Origin of the sequence: Pseudomonas sp. Marseille-Q1929, from assembly GCF_017316265.1 — a bacterium.
In the GTDB taxonomy this organism is placed as follows: Bacteria; Pseudomonadota; Gammaproteobacteria; order Pseudomonadales; family Pseudomonadaceae; genus Aquipseudomonas.
Genome location: NZ_JAFLWU010000002.1, coordinates 367168 through 384025 on the forward strand (window position 1 = coordinate 367168; position 16858 = coordinate 384025).

16 protein-coding genes are annotated in these 16858 nt (G+C 60.3%); 13 read left to right on the top strand and 3 right to left on the bottom strand.

Annotated features, from left to right (window positions below; genetic code table 11):
* The first annotated feature begins 13 nt into the window (after positions 1-13).
* From ssuD to J1G37_RS05145, 4 genes are read left to right on the top strand one after another with little or no spacing between them, the layout of a single operon-like run.
* Entirely contained in the window at positions 14-1162 is a 1149-nt protein-coding gene (gene ssuD, locus J1G37_RS05130) for an FMNH2-dependent alkanesulfonate monooxygenase (protein ID WP_017739046.1), read from the top strand.
* An 8-nt stretch (positions 1163-1170) separates the two neighbouring features.
* On the top strand, positions 1171-1959 hold the full coding sequence (ssuC, locus tag J1G37_RS05135) for an aliphatic sulfonate ABC transporter permease SsuC (protein WP_017739045.1): 789 nt from the start codon (positions 1171-1173) through the stop codon (positions 1957-1959).
* Positions 1956-2762 carry an aliphatic sulfonates ABC transporter ATP-binding protein gene (gene ssuB, locus J1G37_RS05140; RefSeq protein ID WP_124526827.1) on the top strand — a complete coding sequence of 269 codons (807 nt, stop codon included), beginning with the start codon at positions 1956-1958 and terminating at the stop codon, positions 2760-2762. The genes ssuC and ssuB overlap by 4 nt, the downstream gene beginning before the upstream one ends.
* A gap of 28 nt (positions 2763-2790) precedes the next feature.
* Positions 2791-3006, top strand: coding sequence for a TOBE domain-containing protein (locus J1G37_RS05145; protein WP_003213899.1), 216 nt, complete (start codon positions 2791-2793; stop codon positions 3004-3006).
* Positions 3007-3116: 110 nt separating this feature from the next.
* Here J1G37_RS05145 and J1G37_RS05150 read toward each other — a convergent pair whose 3' ends face one another.
* Together J1G37_RS05150 and J1G37_RS05155 are read right to left on the bottom strand one after the other, a co-directional pair.
* The gene (locus J1G37_RS05150; protein WP_207040417.1) at positions 3117-3746 is read right to left on the bottom strand and encodes a TetR/AcrR family transcriptional regulator; all 630 of its coding nucleotides are present in this window, start codon (positions 3744-3746) and stop codon (positions 3117-3119) included.
* A gap of 231 nt (positions 3747-3977) precedes the next feature.
* Positions 3978-5354, bottom strand: a complete 1377-nt coding sequence (locus J1G37_RS05155) for a glutamine synthetase family protein (protein WP_026137087.1) — start codon at positions 5352-5354, stop codon at positions 3978-3980.
* A gap of 278 nt (positions 5355-5632) precedes the next feature.
* Here J1G37_RS05155 and J1G37_RS05160 point away from each other — a divergent pair, with 278 nt between their 5' ends.
* From J1G37_RS05160 to J1G37_RS05195, 8 genes are all read left to right on the top strand, one after another.
* Positions 5633-6412, top strand: coding sequence for a gamma-glutamyl-gamma-aminobutyrate hydrolase family protein (locus tag J1G37_RS05160; protein ID WP_207040418.1), 780 nt, complete (start codon positions 5633-5635; stop codon positions 6410-6412).
* 39 nt (positions 6413-6451) lie between these two features.
* A complete protein-coding gene (locus J1G37_RS05165; RefSeq protein ID WP_017739040.1) occupies positions 6452-7810 on the top strand; it encodes a glutamine synthetase family protein in 1359 nt (452 codons plus the stop codon).
* Positions 7811-7868: 58 nt separating this feature from the next.
* Complete coding sequence (locus J1G37_RS05170) at positions 7869-9233, top strand: aspartate aminotransferase family protein (RefSeq protein ID WP_207040419.1); 1365 nt, start codon at positions 7869-7871, stop codon at positions 9231-9233.
* A gap of 183 nt (positions 9234-9416) precedes the next feature.
* Positions 9417-10511, top strand: coding sequence for a polyamine ABC transporter substrate-binding protein (locus J1G37_RS05175; protein ID WP_124527116.1), 1095 nt, complete (start codon positions 9417-9419; stop codon positions 10509-10511).
* Between the two features lie 242 nt (positions 10512-10753).
* Positions 10754-11848 carry a polyamine ABC transporter substrate-binding protein gene (locus J1G37_RS05180; protein WP_207040420.1) on the top strand — a complete coding sequence of 365 codons (1095 nt, stop codon included), beginning with the start codon at positions 10754-10756 and terminating at the stop codon, positions 11846-11848.
* A gap of 64 nt (positions 11849-11912) precedes the next feature.
* A complete protein-coding gene (potA, locus tag J1G37_RS05185) occupies positions 11913-13055 on the top strand; it encodes a polyamine ABC transporter ATP-binding protein (RefSeq protein ID WP_003176776.1) in 1143 nt (380 codons plus the stop codon).
* Positions 13052-13972, top strand: a complete 921-nt coding sequence (locus tag J1G37_RS05190) for an ABC transporter permease subunit (RefSeq protein ID WP_105697207.1) — start codon at positions 13052-13054, stop codon at positions 13970-13972. Before potA ends, J1G37_RS05190 begins: the two co-directional genes overlap by 4 nt.
* Positions 13969-14853: an ABC transporter permease subunit gene (locus J1G37_RS05195; protein ID WP_124526823.1), complete on the top strand. Its 885-nt coding sequence runs from the start codon at positions 13969-13971 to the stop codon at positions 14851-14853. Before J1G37_RS05190 ends, J1G37_RS05195 begins: the two co-directional genes overlap by 4 nt.
* 149 nt (positions 14854-15002) lie before the next feature.
* Here J1G37_RS05195 and J1G37_RS05200 read toward each other — a convergent pair whose 3' ends face one another.
* A complete protein-coding gene (locus J1G37_RS05200; protein ID WP_207040421.1) occupies positions 15003-15641 on the bottom strand; it encodes an HD domain-containing protein in 639 nt (212 codons plus the stop codon).
* Positions 15642-15888: 247 nt separating this feature from the next.
* Here J1G37_RS05200 and J1G37_RS05205 point away from each other — a divergent pair, with 247 nt between their 5' ends.
* The gene (locus J1G37_RS05205) at positions 15889-16854 is read left to right on the top strand and encodes a GlxA family transcriptional regulator (protein WP_207040422.1); all 966 of its coding nucleotides are present in this window, start codon (positions 15889-15891) and stop codon (positions 16852-16854) included.
* Positions 16855-16858 lie beyond the last annotated feature (4 nt).

Consider the following 16858-nt stretch of genomic DNA (forward strand, 5'->3'; position numbering starts at 1 on the left):
AGGAGACAACTCCATGAGCCTCAATATTTTCTGGTTCCTGCCTACCCACGGCGACGGCCATTACCTTGGCACCGCCGAAGGCGCTCGCGCCGTTGATCACGGTTATTTGCAGCAAGTGGCCCAGGCCGCTGATCGCCTGGGCTTCGGCGGGGTGCTGATCCCCACCGGACGTTCCTGCGAAGATTCGTGGCTGGTGGCTGCGTCGCTGATCCCGGTGACCCAGCGCTTGAAATTCCTGGTCGCCCTGCGCCCCGGGATCATTTCCCCGACGGTGGCCGCGCGTCAGGCCGCGACCCTCGACCGTCTGTCTGGCGGGCGTGCGTTGTTCAACCTGGTCACCGGCGGTGACCCGGAAGAACTGGCGGGCGATGGCTTGTTCCTCAGCCACGAAGAGCGTTATCAGGCCTCGGTGGAATTCACCCGCATCTGGCGCCGCGTGCTGGAAGGCGAAACCGTGGATTACGACGGCGAGCACATCAGCGTCAAAGGCGCCAAGTTGCTCTATCCACCGATCCAGCAACCGCGTCCGCCGCTGTACTTCGGTGGCTCCTCCGAAGCGGCCCAGGATCTTGCGGCTGAACAGGTGGAAATGGTGCTGACCTGGGGCGAGCCGCCAGCGGCCGTCGCAGAAAAAATCGCCCAGGTACGGGCCAAGGCCGAGAACCTCGGACGCACCCTGCGTTTCGGTATCCGCTTGCATGTGATCGTGCGCGAAACCAACGAAGAGGCGTGGCAAGCCGCCGACAAACTGATCTCCCACGTGGACGACGACACCATCGCCCGTGCCCAGGCCTCGCTGTCACGCTTTGACTCGGTGGGCCAGCAGCGTATGGCGGCCTTGCACGGCGGCAGCCGCGACAACCTCGAAGTCAGCCCCAACCTGTGGGCCGGCGTCGGCCTGGTGCGTGGCGGTGCCGGCACGGCGCTGGTGGGCGATGGCCCAACCGTAGCAGCGCGGGTAAATGAATACGCGGCGCTGGGTATCGACACTTTTATCTTCTCCGGTTATCCGCACCTGGAAGAGTCGTATCGCGTCGCCGAGTTGCTGTTCCCCCACTTGGATATCGAACGTCCCGAGCTGCCCAAGGGCGCCGGGTATGTGAGCCCGTTCGGCGAAATGGTCGCCAACGACATCCTTCCCAAAGCTGCGTCGGCGAGCTGAGGCAGCCCATGAACTATGAAAAATTAAGCCATCGCGTGGCGCCTTGGGTGCTGCCGATTCTGTTGCTGGCGATATGGCAGTTGTCGGTGTCTGCCGGTTGGTTGTCCACACGCATTTTGCCGGCGCCGAGTGCGGTGATTGCCGCTGGCGTCCACTTGGTGGCCAGCGGCGAGATCTGGACGCACCTGGCCATCAGTGGCTGGCGCGCGGGCCTGGGTTTTGTGATCGGTGGCAGCATCGGCCTGGCCCTGGGCTTTATCACCGGCCTGTCGAAGTGGGGCGAGCGCCTGCTGGACAGCTCGGTGCAGATGATCCGCAACGTGCCGCACCTGGCGCTGATTCCGCTGGTGATCCTGTGGTTCGGCATTGATGAGACGGCGAAGATTTTCCTCGTCGCTCTGGGCACGCTGTTCCCGATCTACCTCAACACCTACCACGGCATCCGCAACGTCGACCCGGCGTTGGTGGAGATGTCGCGCAGCTACGGCTTGTCTGGCTTCAGCCTGTTCCGCCAGGTGATCCTGCCGGGTGCGCTGCCGTCGATCCTGGTGGGCGTGCGCTTTGCCCTGGGCTTTATGTGGCTGACGCTGATCGTGGCGGAAACCATTTCGGCCAGTTCCGGTATCGGTTACCTGGCGATGAACGCCCGGGAATTCCTGCAAACCGACGTGGTGGTGCTGGCGATTGTCATGTACGCCATCCTCGGCAAGCTCGCCGACCTCGCCGCCCGCGGCCTGGAGCGTGTGTGGCTGCGCTGGCATCCGGCGTATCAAGTGAATAAAGGAGGTGCGGCATGACCGCTCAACAACCTCCGCGCCTGCTCAAGGGCATCCCGTTGGCGGTGCGCAAACTGCGCAAGGCCTTTGGTGCGCGGGAAGTGCTCAAAGAAATTGATCTGCATATTCCGGCGGGCCAGTTCGTGGCCGTGGTCGGTCGTAGCGGGTGCGGCAAAAGTACCTTGCTGCGCCTGCTCGCCGGGTTGGACAAAGCCAGCGGCGGCGAGCTGCTGGCCGGCTCCGCGCCGTTGAGCGAAGCGCTTGAAGACACGCGGTTGATGTTCCAGGAAGCGCGCCTGCTGCCGTGGAAAAAAATCATCGACAACGTCGGCCTGGGCCTCAAGGGCAACTGGCGGCCGAAGGCCTTGGAAGCCCTGGAAGCCGTCGGCCTGGCCGAGCGTGCCGATGAATGGCCGGCGGCCTTGTCCGGTGGCCAGAAGCAGCGTGTGGCCCTGGCCCGCGCCTTGATTCACCAGCCGCGCCTGCTGTTGCTCGATGAACCGTTGGGCGCACTGGATGCCTTGACCCGTATCGAGATGCAGCAACTGATCGAAAACCTGTGGCTCAAGCACGGTTTCACCGTGTTGCTGGTGACCCACGACGTCAGCGAAGCCGTGGCCATTGCCGACCGGGTGATCCTGATCGAAGACGGCGAAATCGGCCTCGACCTGCTGGTTGACCTGCCACGTCCAAGGGCCCGTGGCTCGTACCGCCTGGCGGCGCTGGAAGCCGAAGTGCTCAACCGTGTGCTGTCGCTGCCCGGCACGCCACCGGAACCCGAACCTGTTTCACCGCTGCCGACGCAATTGCGTTGGGCTCAATAACTCACGCGTCCCACGAAGAGAGAACGACATGACTATTAAAGCGATCAACGTGCGTAACCAGTTCAAAGGCACCATCAAGGAAATCGTCGAAGGCGACGTGCTGTCGGAAATCGATGTGCAGACGGCGTCTGGCATCGTGACTTCTGTGATCACCACTCGCTCGGTCAAAGAGCTGGAACTGGTGATTGGCAGTGAGGTGATTGCGTTTGTGAAATCCACTGAGGTGTCGATTGCCAAGTTGTGATTGGCGGCGCACTTGAGGCCGTCATCGCGGGCAAGCCCGCTCCCACATTTTGATGTGTGAATACAGTCAAATGTGGGAGCTGGCTTGCCTGCGATGAGGCCAGCCCAGGTTCAACGCTTAGGCAGATAAGCCGGCAAATACAGCCCCACGTAAGCATCAAACACCCGCATCCCTTCCTCCGCCATGCGCGGGGTAATCAGCCCATGCTGATGCACCGAGCGCGCATACACGCGGTCGCTCAGCTCCAGCGCCAGCGCAAACACATCCACATCGCTTGGCAGTGTCGGCACGTCAAAGTGGCGGTTGAACACGGTCAGCATCAGGTCGCCTAATTCCAGATCATGCTGACGATCCGCCTGGGTCACTTCTGTCAGCCCATGCTGCGCCAGGATCAACTGGCGTGCGGCGGCGTCGTGGTCATAGATGGTCAGCATGCGCTGTTCAACGATGTAGGACAGGTCCCGCCAATGCTTGAGTGAAGCATGGTCGATGGGCGCCTGAATCGCCGCGCGGAAGGCGGCGTGGACATCCGCCGTCAACGCCTCCAACAGCGCCGGCACGCTGGCGAAAAAGTGATACACCGACGACGGCGGAATCTGCGCGCGCTCGGCCACGCTGTAGATCGACAAACTGGCCACGCCTTCGGCGGCCAGCAAGGTGCGGGCGGCGTCGAGGATCGCGTCGATCCGTGCCTGGCTGCGGGCGCGGGGTTTGCGAGGGGCGGCGGGGCGGGTGGTCATGGATGTCTCCTACAAGGCAGGGGGCATTGTATGAGCAGGAATGGGCGTTGTCTTCAAGGCCGCCATCGCAGGCAAGCCAGCTCCCACAGTGGACTGCATTTCAACGTTGGAACTCGGTCAACTGTGGGAGCTGGCTTGCCTGCGATGAAGTCACCTCGGTCTACCTGAAGAAACCCATAAAAAAACGCCCCAGACCAAAAGCCTGCGGCGTTCTTTTAATGCAACCACCGTTTAGACGGTATGCAGGTACCAGTTGTACTCAAGGTCGGAGATGGAGTGTTCAAACTCTTCCAGCTCACTTTCCTTACAGGCGACGAAGATATCGATGTACTTAGGATCGATGTACTTGGCCATCACCTCGCTGTCATCCAACTCGCGCAATGCATCGCGCAGGTTGTTCGGCAGGCTTTGTTCGTTCTGCTCGTAGCTGTTGCCTTCCACCGGTGCGCCTGGCTCGATCTGGTTGGTCAGGCCGTGGTGCACGCCTGCCAGGACCGAAGCCATCAGCAGGTAAGGGTTGGCGTCGGCGCCGGCGACACGGTGTTCGATACGTACGGCGTCGGACGAGCCGGTCGGTACGCGAATCGCCACGGTGCGGTTGTCCAGGCCCCAGCACGGCGAGTTCGGCACGTAGAACTGTGCGCCGAAACGACGGTAGGAGTTGACGTTGGGGCACAGGAACGCCATTTGGGCGGGTAGGGTCTCCAGCACACCGCCGATTGCGTGGCGCAATGCGGCGTTCTGCTCGGGATCCTCGCTGGCAAAGATGTTCTTGCCGTCCTTGTCCAGAATGGAGATGTGTACGTGCAAACCGTTGCCTGCCTGGCCTGGGTAAGGCTTGGCCATGAAGGTGGTGTCCATCTCATGGTCGTAGGCGATGTTCTTGATCAGGCGCTTGAGCAGTACCGCGTAGTCGCAGGCCTTGATCGGGTCGGCGACGTGGTGCAGGTTCACTTCGAACTGCGCCGGCGCACTTTCCTTGACAATGGCGTCGGCCGGGATGCCTTGCTCCTTGGCACCTTCCAGGATGTCCTGGAGGCAATCGACATATTCGTCGAGGTCGTCGATCAGGTAGACCTGTGTCGAGTGCGGGCGTTTGCCGGAGATCGGCGAGCGGGGCGGTTGTGGGCGGCCGTTCACGTTCTCCTGGTCGATCAGGTAGAACTCAAGCTCGAAGGCGGCGCAGATGGTCAGACCGAGGTCGTCAAATTTGCTTACAACTTGGCGGAGCACTTCGCGCGGATCGGCGAAGAAAGGTTCACCTTCAAGTTCGTGCATGGTCATCAGCAGTTGCGCGGTTGGGCGCTTTTGCCAGGGTTCATTGCACAGGGTGTCAGGGATCGGATAACAGATTCGGTCAGCATCACCGATGTCCAGACCCAGGCCGGTGCTTTCCACCGTCGAGCCGTTGATATCCAGGGCAAATAAAGAGGCAGGCAGGTTAATGCCCTTCTCGTAAACCTTGTGGAGGCTGGTGCGTTCGATGCGCTTGCCGCGCACCACACCATTCATATCCGCAATTAGAAGGTCTACGTACAGAACCTCAGGATGATCCTTAAGGAACGCGTTCGCTTCGTTAAGCTGAACGGCACGCGGGGGTACCGACATGATGCAACACCTTTGTTGTTAAAAATATCAATCATTGATCTTTTCTGGTTTCAGTCAACCCGAACGGCATGCCGAAGTCAAGCGAGGCCTTTTTTGCCCTAAAAAAGCGCCACGAGGGCTTTTTTGCGGCGTTTTGGGGCGGTTTTATCGGTTTGAAGCGAGTAGGACTCGCGGGCTTGAGCGGGCCGTGTTGTATTTTTTACGGGGGTGTTGTGTAAAAAAATGAACAAGGCTAAGCTCGATTCAAACCCATAACAGCAATAATACCGGGGTGCTTCATGTCTCGCCTGCCGTTAATCGGCGTCACCGCCTGCTCCAAACAGGTCGGTCTGCATGCTTATCACATCAGTGGCGACAAATACGTCCGTGCAGTGGCCACCGCTGCCAAGGGCTTGCCATTGATCATTCCGTCCCTTGGGGATTTGCTCGAACCGGCCAATATTCTTGACGGTCTGGACGGCATTCTATTTACCGGCTCCCCCTCCAATATCGAACCCTTTCACTACGACGGTCCGGCCAGCGCGCCCGGGACCGCTCATGATTCTGCACGGGACCAAACCACGCTGCCGTTGCTGCGTGCCGCGATTGCGGCGGGCGTGCCGGTGCTGGGCATCTGCCGGGGTTTCCAGGAGATGAACGTGGCCTTTGGCGGCAGCCTGCACCAGAAGGTTCATGAAGTGCCGGGCATGATGGACCACCGCGAAGACGACACCCAGCCGCTGGCGGTCCAGTACGGCCCGGCGCACGCCGTGGCGATCGCACCGAATGGCGTATTGGCCAGCCTGGGCTTGCCGCCGACGATTCAGGTCAACTCGATCCACAGCCAGGGCGTTGACCGCCTGGCGCCCGGTTTGCAGGTCGAAGCCACCGCGCCGGATGGCTTGGTCGAAGCTTTTTCTGTTACAGCGGGCAAGGCTTTTGCTTTAGGAGTGCAATGGCACCCCGAATGGCAGGTAAGCTCTAACCCGCACTATCTCGCGATCTTCCAGGCATTTGGCACCGCCTGTCGAAAGCGGGCGATGCAACGCGACGCGGATGCTGCGTCAACCAACGCCTGACCTTTAATGGATGTCAGGAAACCCAGCCCAGAGGCATTTATGAGTAACAACCTCGACCAGCTCACCGATTGGTTGAAAGACCACAAGATCACAGAAGTCGAATGCATGATTGGCGACCTCACGGGCATCACCCGGGGCAAGATCTCGCCGACCAACAAGTTCATCGCCGAAAAAGGCATGCGCCTGCCCGAGAGCGTTCTGTTGCAGACCGTGACCGGCGACTATGTCGAAGACGACATCTATTACGAATTGCTCGACCCGGCCGACATCGACATGATCTGCCGCCCCGACCAGAACGCGGTGTACCTGGTGCCGTGGGCCATCGAGCCGACCGCCCAGGTGATCCACGACACCTACGACAAGCAAGGCAACCCCATCGAGCTGTCGCCGCGCAACGTGCTCAAGAAAGTCCTCCAGCTCTACGCCGACAGAGGCTGGCAGCCCATCGTGGCGCCGGAGATGGAGTTCTACCTGACCAAGCGCTGCGAAGACCCGGATTTCCCGCTGCAACCGCCGATCGGCCGTTCCGGGCGCCCGGAGACCGGTCGCCAGTCCTTCTCTATAGAAGCGGCGAACGAGTTCGACCCGTTGTTCGAAGATGTCTACGACTGGTGCGAATTGCAGGAGCTGGACCTCGACACCCTGATCCACGAAGACGGCACCGCGCAGATGGAAATCAACTTCCGTCACGGCGATGCACTGTCCCTGGCCGACCAGATCCTGGTGTTCAAGCGCACCATGCGTGAAGCCGCACTCAAGCACAACGTGGCCGCCACCTTCATGGCCAAGCCGATGACCGGCGAGCCCGGCAGCGCGATGCACCTGCACCAGAGCATCATCGACATCGCCACCGGCAAGAACGTCTTCTCCAATGAAGACGGGACCATGAGCCAGCTGTTCCTCAACCACATTGGCGGCCTGCAGAAATTCATCCCGGAATTGCTGCCGCTGTTCGCCCCCAACGTGAACTCGTTCCGCCGCTTCCTGCCCGACACCTCGGCGCCGGTCAACGTGGAATGGGGCGAAGAAAACCGCACCGTCGGCCTGCGCGTACCGGATGCCGGCCCGCAGAACCGTCGTGTGGAAAACCGCCTGCCGGGCGCCGACGCCAACCCGTACCTGGCGATTGCCGCCAGCTTGTTGTGCGGCTACATCGGCATGGTCGAAGGCCATAACCCGAGCGCACCGGTAGTCGGCCGTGGTTACGAGCGACGCAACCTGCGCCTGCCGTTGACCATCGAAGACGCCTTGGAGCGCATGGAAAACAGCAAGACCATTGAGAAATACCTGGGTCAGAAATTCATCACAGGCTACGTCGCGGTCAAGCGGGCCGAGCATGAAAACTTCAAGCGCGTGATCAGTTCGTGGGAGCGGGAATTCCTGCTCTTCGCCGTCTGATGCGCCGGGCGCGCCCTTTGAACGGCGCGCCCTTCACTGAAAAGTCTAGGAGATTGGTATGTCCAGCAACAACCCGCAAACCCGTGAATGGCAAGCCTTGAGCAGTGAGCACCACCTGGCGCCGTTCAGCGACTTCAAGCAATTGAAAGAGAAAGGCCCGCGCATCATTACCAAAGCCCACGGCGTTTACCTGTGGGACAGCGAAGGCAACAAGATCCTCGACGGCATGGCCGGCCTGTGGTGCGTGGCGATCGGTTACGGTCGCGATGAACTGGCTGACGCCGCCGCCAAACAAATGAAAGAACTGCCGTACTACAACCTGTTCTTCCAGACCGCTCACCCGCCGGTGCTGGAATTGGCCAAGGCCATTTCCGACATCGCGCCTGCCGGCATGAACCACGTGTTCTTCACCGGTTCCGGCTCCGAAGGCAACGACACCATGTTGCGTATGGTCCGCCACTACTGGGCGATCAAAGGCCAGCCGAACAAGAAAACCATCATCAGCCGCAAGAATGGCTACCACGGCAGCACCGTGGCCGGCGCCAGCCTGGGCGGTATGACTTATATGCATGAACAAGGCGACTTGCCGATCCCAGGCATCAGCCACATCGCCCAGCCGTACTGGTTTGGCGAAGGCGGCGACATGAGCCCGGAAGAATTCGGCGTGTGGGCCGCCAACCAGCTGGAAGAGAAAATTCTGGAGCTGGGCGTGGACAACGTCGGTGCCTTTATTGCCGAGCCGATCCAGGGCGCCGGTGGCGTGATCGTGCCGCCCGCCACCTACTGGCCGCGCATCAAGGAAATCCTCGCCAAGTACGACATCCTGTTTGTGGCGGACGAAGTGATCTGCGGTTTCGGCCGTACCGGTGAGTGGTTCGGTAGCGATTTCTACGACCTCAAGCCCGACATGATGACCATCGCCAAGGGCCTGACCTCGGGCTACATCCCCATGGGCGGCCTGATCGTGCGCGATGAGGTGGTGGCCGTGCTCAATGAAGGCGGCGATTTCAACCACGGCTTCACTTATTCCGGTCACCCGGTGGCCGCAGCGGTGGCCCTGGAAAACATCCGCATCATGCGTGATGAAAAAATCGTTAAGCGCGTGCACGACGAAACGGCACCGTATTTGCAGAAACGTCTGAGGGAACTGGCGGATCACCCGTTGGTGGGTGAAGTGCGCGGTGTGGGCATGTTGGGCGCAATCGAGCTGGTGCAGGACAAGGCCACGCGCAAGCGCTACGAAGGCCGCGGCGCTGGCATGATCTGCCGCACGTTCTGCTTCGAAAATGGCCTGATCATGCGCGCCGTCGGCGACACCATGATCATTTCGCCACCGCTGGTGATCAGCAAGGCGGAAATCGACGAGTTGGTCACCAAGGCTCGCCAGTGCCTGGACCTGACTTTGGCGGCATTGCAGGGCTAAGTGCTAGGCTCAGGAGGCGCTGCTTCCGGGCAGTTATAAATGTAGGGGCTTTGGTTGAAAGCCGGCCCCTGAACTTGCCAGACTGTCGCCCTGTTTTGTTGCCCTTTAGACGGGCCGCAGAACTTAGTAAGAATGTGGCCCAAAAAAGAAAAATTGGAGCATCACCAAATGAAGGCATTAGGTTTGAAGAACGCTGGCAAGACCCTCCTCGCCTTGTCCCTGATGGGCGCAATGGCGGGCGCGGCCCAGGCCGACGATAAAGTGCTGCACGTCTATAACTGGTCCGACTACATTGCACCGGACACCATTGCCAACTTTGAAAAAGAGTCGGGCATCAAAGTGGTGTACGACGTTTTTGACAGCAACGAAACCCTGGAAGCCAAGTTGCTGGCAGGCAAGTCCGGCTACGACATCGTCGTGCCGTCGAACAACTTCCTCGCCAAGCAGATCAAGGCCGGTGTCTACCAGGAGCTGGACAAGTCCAAGCTGTCCAACTACGACAACCTGAACAAATCCCTGCTCAAAGCCGTGTCGGTCAGCGATCCGGACAACAAGCACGCCTTCCCGTACATGTGGGGTTCGATCGGTATCGGCTACAACCCGGAGAAGGTCAAGGCTGCGCTGGGCGTGGACAAGATCGACTCGTGGGACGTGCTGCTCAAGCCTGAGAACATCGCCAAGCTGAAAAGCTGCGGCGTGAGCTTCCTCGATTCGCCAACCGAAATGTTGCCAATCGCCCTGCATTACCTCGGTCTGCCGACCGACAGCCAGAAGAAGCCGGACCTCAAGCAAGCCGAGGACCTGTTCCTCAAGATCCGTCCTTCGATCGGCTACTTCCACTCGTCCAAGTACATCTCCGATCTGGCCAACGGCAACATCTGCGTCGCCGTGGGTTACTCGGGTGACATCCAACAGGCCAAGTCCCGCGCGGCTGAAGCCGGTGGCAAGGTCAAGGTGGCCTACGACATTCCGAAAGAAGGCGCTGGCAGCTTCTTCGACATGGTCGCCATCCCTAAAGATGCCGAAAACGTCGACGCCGCCTACAAGTTCATGAACTACCTGCTCAAGCCGGAAGTCATGGCTTCGATCACCAACAGCGTGCGTTTCCCGAACGGTAACGAGAAAGCCACCGCGCTGGTCGACAAAGACATCACCAGCGACCCGGGCATCTATCCGTCGGCAGAGGTGCAAGCCAAGCTCTACGCGATTGCTGACTTGCCAGCCGCTACTCAGCGTGACATGACGCGCAGCTGGACCAAGATCAAGTCGGGTAAATAACCCGTAGGACCTGTAGGAGCGAGGTTGTGTGGGAGCGGGCTTGCTCGCGAAGACGGTGTGTCAGCCAGCGAATGTATCAACTGATACACCGCCTTCGCGAGCAAGCCCGCTCCCACATAAAGCCGCTCCCACACATTAAATGACAGAAAGTTTTGCCGGATCGGTTTATCGAGGGTAAGTTGCGCGCCGGTTTTGTTGCCGGGCAACAACTTCAAGGCCCAACTATTTAAGAGGACCTCCACTTGCCAATTTCTTTATTTCGCCAAGCCATGCTGGTGGGTGCAGGTATCACGCTGACGTTGAGCGTGCAGGCCGCACCGACGGTGCATATTTATAACTGGTCGGACTACATCGGCACCGACACCCTGGCCAACTTTGAAAAGGCCAGCGGCATCAAGCCCGTGTATGACGTGTTTGATTCCAACGAAACCCTGGAAGGCAAGTTGCTGGCCGGGCGCACCGGTTATGACGTGGTGGTGCCGTCCAACCACTTCCTGGGCAAGCAGATCAAGGCGGGCGCGTTCCAGAAGATCGACAAGGCGCAGTTGAGCAACTACTCCAACCTCGACCCGGCACTGCTCAAGCGCCTGGAAAAGAACGACCCGGGCAACCAGTACGCCGTGCCGTACCTGTGGGGCACCAATGGCATTGGTTACAACGTCGATAAAGTGAAGGAAGTGCTGGGCGTCGACAAGATCGACTCCTGGGCCGTGCTGTTCGAGCCGGAGAACATGAAGAAGCTGGCCACCTGCGGTGTGTCGTTCATGGATTCGGCGGATGAAATGCTGCCGGCGGTGCTCAACTACATGGGCCTGGACCCAAACAGCACCAACCCGGACGACTACAAGAAGGCCGAAGAAAAGCTGCTGAAAGTGCGGCCCTACGTGACCTATTTCCATTCTTCGAAATACATCTCCGACCTGGCCAACGGCAATATCTGCGTGGCCGCCGGGTTCTCCGGCGATGTGTTCCAGGCCAAGGCCCGCGCGGCCGAGGCGGGCAAGGGCGTGAACATCGCCTACGCGATTCCGAAAGAAGGCGGCAACCTGTGGTTTGACGTGCTGGCGATCCCCAAGGATGCCACCAACGTCAAGCAAGCCCACGCCTTCATCAACTATTTGCTGCAACCTGAGGTGATCGCTCAGGTCAGTGATTACGTCGGTTATGCCAACCCTAATCCAGGGGCGGACAAACTGATGAAGCAATCGATACGCACCGACGAAGCGGTTTACCCACCGCAGGCGGTTCTCGACCGGACTTTCGTCAACTTCGAGCTACCCCCGAAAGTGCAGCGTTTAATGACCCGTAGCTGGACCAAGGTCAAGACGGGCAAGTAAAGCCCAAACTATCCAAAGTTCGCCTGCTTCGGGCGAACAGACATTTTTGTTGGGAGTTTCGTAAATGGCAGTTGCCTCCGGCGCCTATAAGAAAGCCCTCGAGGGCGACCAGACACCTAAGAAGGTGCTGGTCAAAATCGACCGGGTCACGAAGAAGTTCGACGAGACGATTGCCGTGGACGATGTGTCCCTGGAAATCAAGAAAGGCGAGATCTTCGCCTTGCTCGGCGGTTCGGGTTCGGGCAAATCCACTTTGCTGCGCATGCTCGCAGGTTTTGAGCGCCCGACCGAGGGCCGCATCTACCTCGACGGCGTGGACATCACCGATATGCCGCCCTACGAGCGGCCGATCAACATGATGTTCCAGTCCTACGCCTTGTTCCCGCACATGACCGTGGCGCAGAACATCGCCTTCGGCCTGCAACAGGACAAGATCCCCAAGGCCGAGGTCGATGCCCGCGTGGCCGAGATGCTCAAGCTGGTGCAGATGAGCCAGTACGCCAAGCGCAAGCCGCACCAGTTGTCTGGCGGCCAGCGTCAGCGTGTGGCCCTGGCCCGCTCCCTGGCCAAGCGCCCGAAACTGCTGCTGCTCGATGAGCCGATGGGCGCCCTCGACAAGAAGCTGCGCTCGCAGATGCAACTGGAGCTGGTGGAGATCATCGAACGCGTCGGCGTGACCTGCGTGATGGTGACCCACGACCAGGAAGAGGCCATGACCATGGCCGAGCGCATCGCGATCATGCACCTGGGCTGGATCGCCCAGATCGGCAGCCCGATCGACATCTACGAGACGCCAACCAGCCGCCTGGTGTGCGAGTTCATCGGCAACGTCAACATCTTCGACACCCAGGTGGTGGACGACGCCGAAGGCCACGCGGTGCTCAAGTGCCCGGACCTGGACCGCGACATCTACGTGGGCTACGGCATCGCCACGGCGGTGGAAGACAAGTCGGTGACCTACGCCATCCGCCCGGAAAAGCTGCTGGTCACCACCGAAATGCCGACCTGCGAGCACAACTGGTCCAGCGGCAAGGTGCATGACATTGCTTACTTGGGTGGCCACTCGGTGTTCTACGTGGAGCTGCCGAGCGGCAAGCTGGTGCAGTCCTTTGTCGCCAACGCCGAACGCCGTGGCCAGCGCCCAACCTGGGGCGACCAGGTGTACGTGTGGTGGGAAGACGACAGCGGCGTGGTACTGCGCTCATGAACACAAAAAAACTCAAGCGGCGCTTGCAGCGCATCGTCCCCAGCGGCAAGCAGGTGGTCATCGGGATTCCCTTCCTGTGGCTGTTCCTGTTCTTCGCCTTGCCGTTTTTCATCGTCCTGAAAATCAGCTTTGCCGAAGCCGACGTAGCGATCCCGCCGTACACCGAGATCTACACCTACGTTGAGCAGAAGCTGCAAGTGGTGCTGAACCTGGCGAACTACAGCTTGCTGGCGGGCGACGAGCTGTACATCGCGGCCTACCTGGGCTCGCTGAAAATGGCGTTCTTCAGCACGCTGTTGTGCCTGCTGATCGGCTACCCGATGGCCTACGCCATTGCCACGGCGCGCAAAGAGATGCAGACCGTGCTGGTGCTGCTGATCATGATGCCGACCTGGACCGCGATCCTGATCCGCGTGTATGCGTGGATGGGCATCCTCAGCAACAACGGTTTGCTCAACGGTTTCCTGATGTCCATGGGGTTGATCAACGAGCCGCTGCAGATCCTCAACACCAACATCGCGGTGTATATCGGCGTGGTCTATTCGTACCTGCCGTTCATGATCCTGCCGCTGTACGCCAACCTGGTGAAACACGATCAAAGCCTGCTGGAAGCCGCCTCCGACCTGGGTTCGAGCACCTTCAACAGCTTCTGGAAAATCACCGTGCCGCTGTCCAAGAACGGCATCATCGCCGGCTGCATGCTGGTGTTTATCCCGGTGGTGGGCGAGTTCGTGATCCCGGAACTACTGGGCGGCCCGGAAACCCTGATGATCGGTAAAGTGTTGTGGCAAGAATTCTTCAACAACCGTGACTGGCCGGTGGCCTCTGCCCTGGCGGTGGTGATGCTGGCGATCCTGATTGTGCCGATCATCCTGTTCAACCGCAGCCAAGCCAAAGAGATGGAGGGCAAGATATGAAGCGCGTCAGTTTCTCAAGCTTCATGCTGGTGGCGGGGTTGGTGTTCATCTACCTGCCGATGCTGATCCTGGTGATCTACTCGTTCAACGAATCCAAGCTGGTGACGGTGTGGGGCGGTTGGTCGATCAAGTGGTACGTGGGCCTGCTGGACAACACCCAGTTGATGGGCTCGGTGATGCGCTCCCTGGAAATCGCCTGCTACACGGCGGTGGCAGCGGTGGCGCTGGGTACGTTGGCGGCGTTTGTGCTGACGCGTATCAGCCAGTTCAAGGGCCGCACGCTGTTCGGCGGCCTGGTGACGGCGCCGTTGGTGATGCCCGAAGTGATCACCGGTCTGTCGCTGTTGCTGCTGTTCGTGGCGATGGCGCAGATGATCGGCTGGCCGCAAGAGCGTGGCATCGTCACTATCTGGATCGCCCACACCACGTTCTGCGCGGCGTATGTGGCGGTGGTGGTGTCGGCGCGTTTGCGTGAGCTGGACCTGTCGATCGAAGAAGCGGCGATGGACCTCGGTGCGCGGCCGTGGAAGGTGTTCTTCCTGATCACCATCCCGATGATCGCGCCGTCGTTGGCGGCGGGCGGCATGATGTCGTTTGCGCTGTCCCTCGATGACCTGGTACTCGCCAGCTTCGTGTCGGGGCCGGGTTCGACCACCTTGCCGATGGAAGTATTCTCGGCGGTGCGCCTGGGGGTTAAGCCCGAGATCAACGCCGTGGCCAGCTTGATTCTGTTGGCGGTGTCGTTGGTGACCTTCCTGGTGTGGTTCTTCAGCCGTCGTGCCGAAGAGAAGCGCAAGAAAGCGATCCAGCAAGCGATTGAAGAAGCGGCGGCAGATGGCTGGCAACAGCCGGACAAGCGCCGGGCGCCTGCGCCGGTCTAATCAGGTCTACCTGAAGAAACCGGATAAAAATGTGGGAGCTGGCTTGCCTGCGATAGCGGTGTATCAGTAAAAAATTCAGTAACTGATAGACCGCTATCGCAGGCAAGCCAGCTCCCACAGGGTTTTTTTGGTGTTGATAAGGTTGTGTTTTAGGCAGCCCAAGGCGATTTGCGAATCACCTCCACAAAATTCATCGGCCTGAACCCAGGCTCCTGATCCACCAATACATCCGTCTTCACATTCCCAAACGTAGTCTGCGGACGATGGCGCAAGCCGTCGGCAAACGCGCAGATGATGCACTCCTTGAACCCTTCACCCCGTGGATGCGCATGCACCACCGCTTCGCGCTGCACGCTGGAAAACGCTGCGTAGTCCATGCCCAGCACGTCCATCTCGACGCCCGCCGTCACCAAGGCCACGGTCGGGCGCAGATGCTGCGGCACGCCCGGCGTAGTGTGCAGGGCGATGGACAGCCACACCTGTTCGATATCGTCATCGCTCAGCCCGTAAGGCTTGAGGAAGGCCGCCGCCGCATTGGCGCCGTCCACTTCAAAACGCTCGTTGTCACTGCGATGCCCGGCGACCAGGCCGAGGTCGTGGAACATCGCGCCGACGTAGAGCAACTCGGGGTTGTAGGCCAGTTGCTTGCGCTCACCGCTCAACGCGCCGAACAGGAATACCCGACGGGAGTGGTGGTAGAGCAGGTCGGACTCGACGTCGCGGATGTATTCGGTGGTGGCCTTGGCGAGGGCGCTGTCGGGGATCTGGATGCCGGCGATGGTGGTCATGGTGGTTCTCCTGTGGAAGGATTCCAGTCTGGTCGCGCATCCGTGGCGGGGCCATCGCCGTGAGGGCGTGATCCCGGCCAATGTGGTTGTACATCGCGCCAAGGGTGTACACCGTCCAATGTGGGAGCTGGCTTGCCTGCGATAGCATCACCTCGGTATACCTGATGCACCGAGGTGTCTGCATCGCAGGCAAGCCAGCTCCCACAGGGGTTTTGTGTTTTTCCAGTTAGAGAAGGTGTGCCTTTTCATGAGCAAAACCATCGCCATCCTGATCTTCCCCGGCGTCCAGTCGCTGGATGTCACCGGGCCCATGGATGTGTTCTGCGAAGCCAACCGCTTCCTGTCTACCCAAGACCATTACCAGCTGGAAGTCATCGGCCTCGCTCACGGCACCATGCCCGCTTCCAACGGCCTGTCATTGCAAGCCCATCGGCATTACAGCGAAGCCCTGCAAGCCTACGACCTGCTGCTGGTCGCCGGTGGCCCGCAGTTGCCCTTCGAAGACTTTGGCGCGCCGTTCGACGACTGGCTGCGCGGCGCCAGCGAAAGGGCCCGGCGCTTCGGCTCCATCTGCAACGGCGCCTTCATGCTCGCCCGCGCCGGCTTGCTGGACGGCAAAACCGTCACCACCCACTGGAACGATGCCGCCGACCTGGCGCGCCTGTGCCCTACGGCCCAGGTCGAGGCCGACCGGCTCTACGTGCAGGACGGCAACCTCTACACCTCGGCGGGGGTCACGGCGGGTATCGATTTGTCCCTGTATCTGCTGGCCCAGGACCATGGCCCGGAAGTCGCGCTGAGCGTGGCCAAGCGCCTGGTGGTGTTTACCCAGCGCGCGGGCGGGCAGTCGCAGTTCAGCCCGTTTCTGACGCCCCACGCCGAAACCACCTCGGCGGTGGCGCTGGTGCAGTTGTATGTGTTGGCGAACCTGACCGGGGATTTGACCATCGCCGACCTGGCCAAGGCGGCCAATATGAGCGCGCGCAATTTCTCCCGGGTGTTTGCCCGCGAGGCGCGCATCACCCCGGCAGAATTTGTGGAGCGGGCGCGGGTGGATGCGGCGCGGGTGATGCTTGAAAGCAGCCATGCACCGCTCAAGACGGTGGCCTATCAGTGCGGTTTTCGCGATGCCCAGCATATGCGCAGTGTGTTCAACCGCCGGCTTGGGGTGACGCCGCAGCAGTTCCGGCTCAATTTTGCCGCACCGGTCTGAAGCT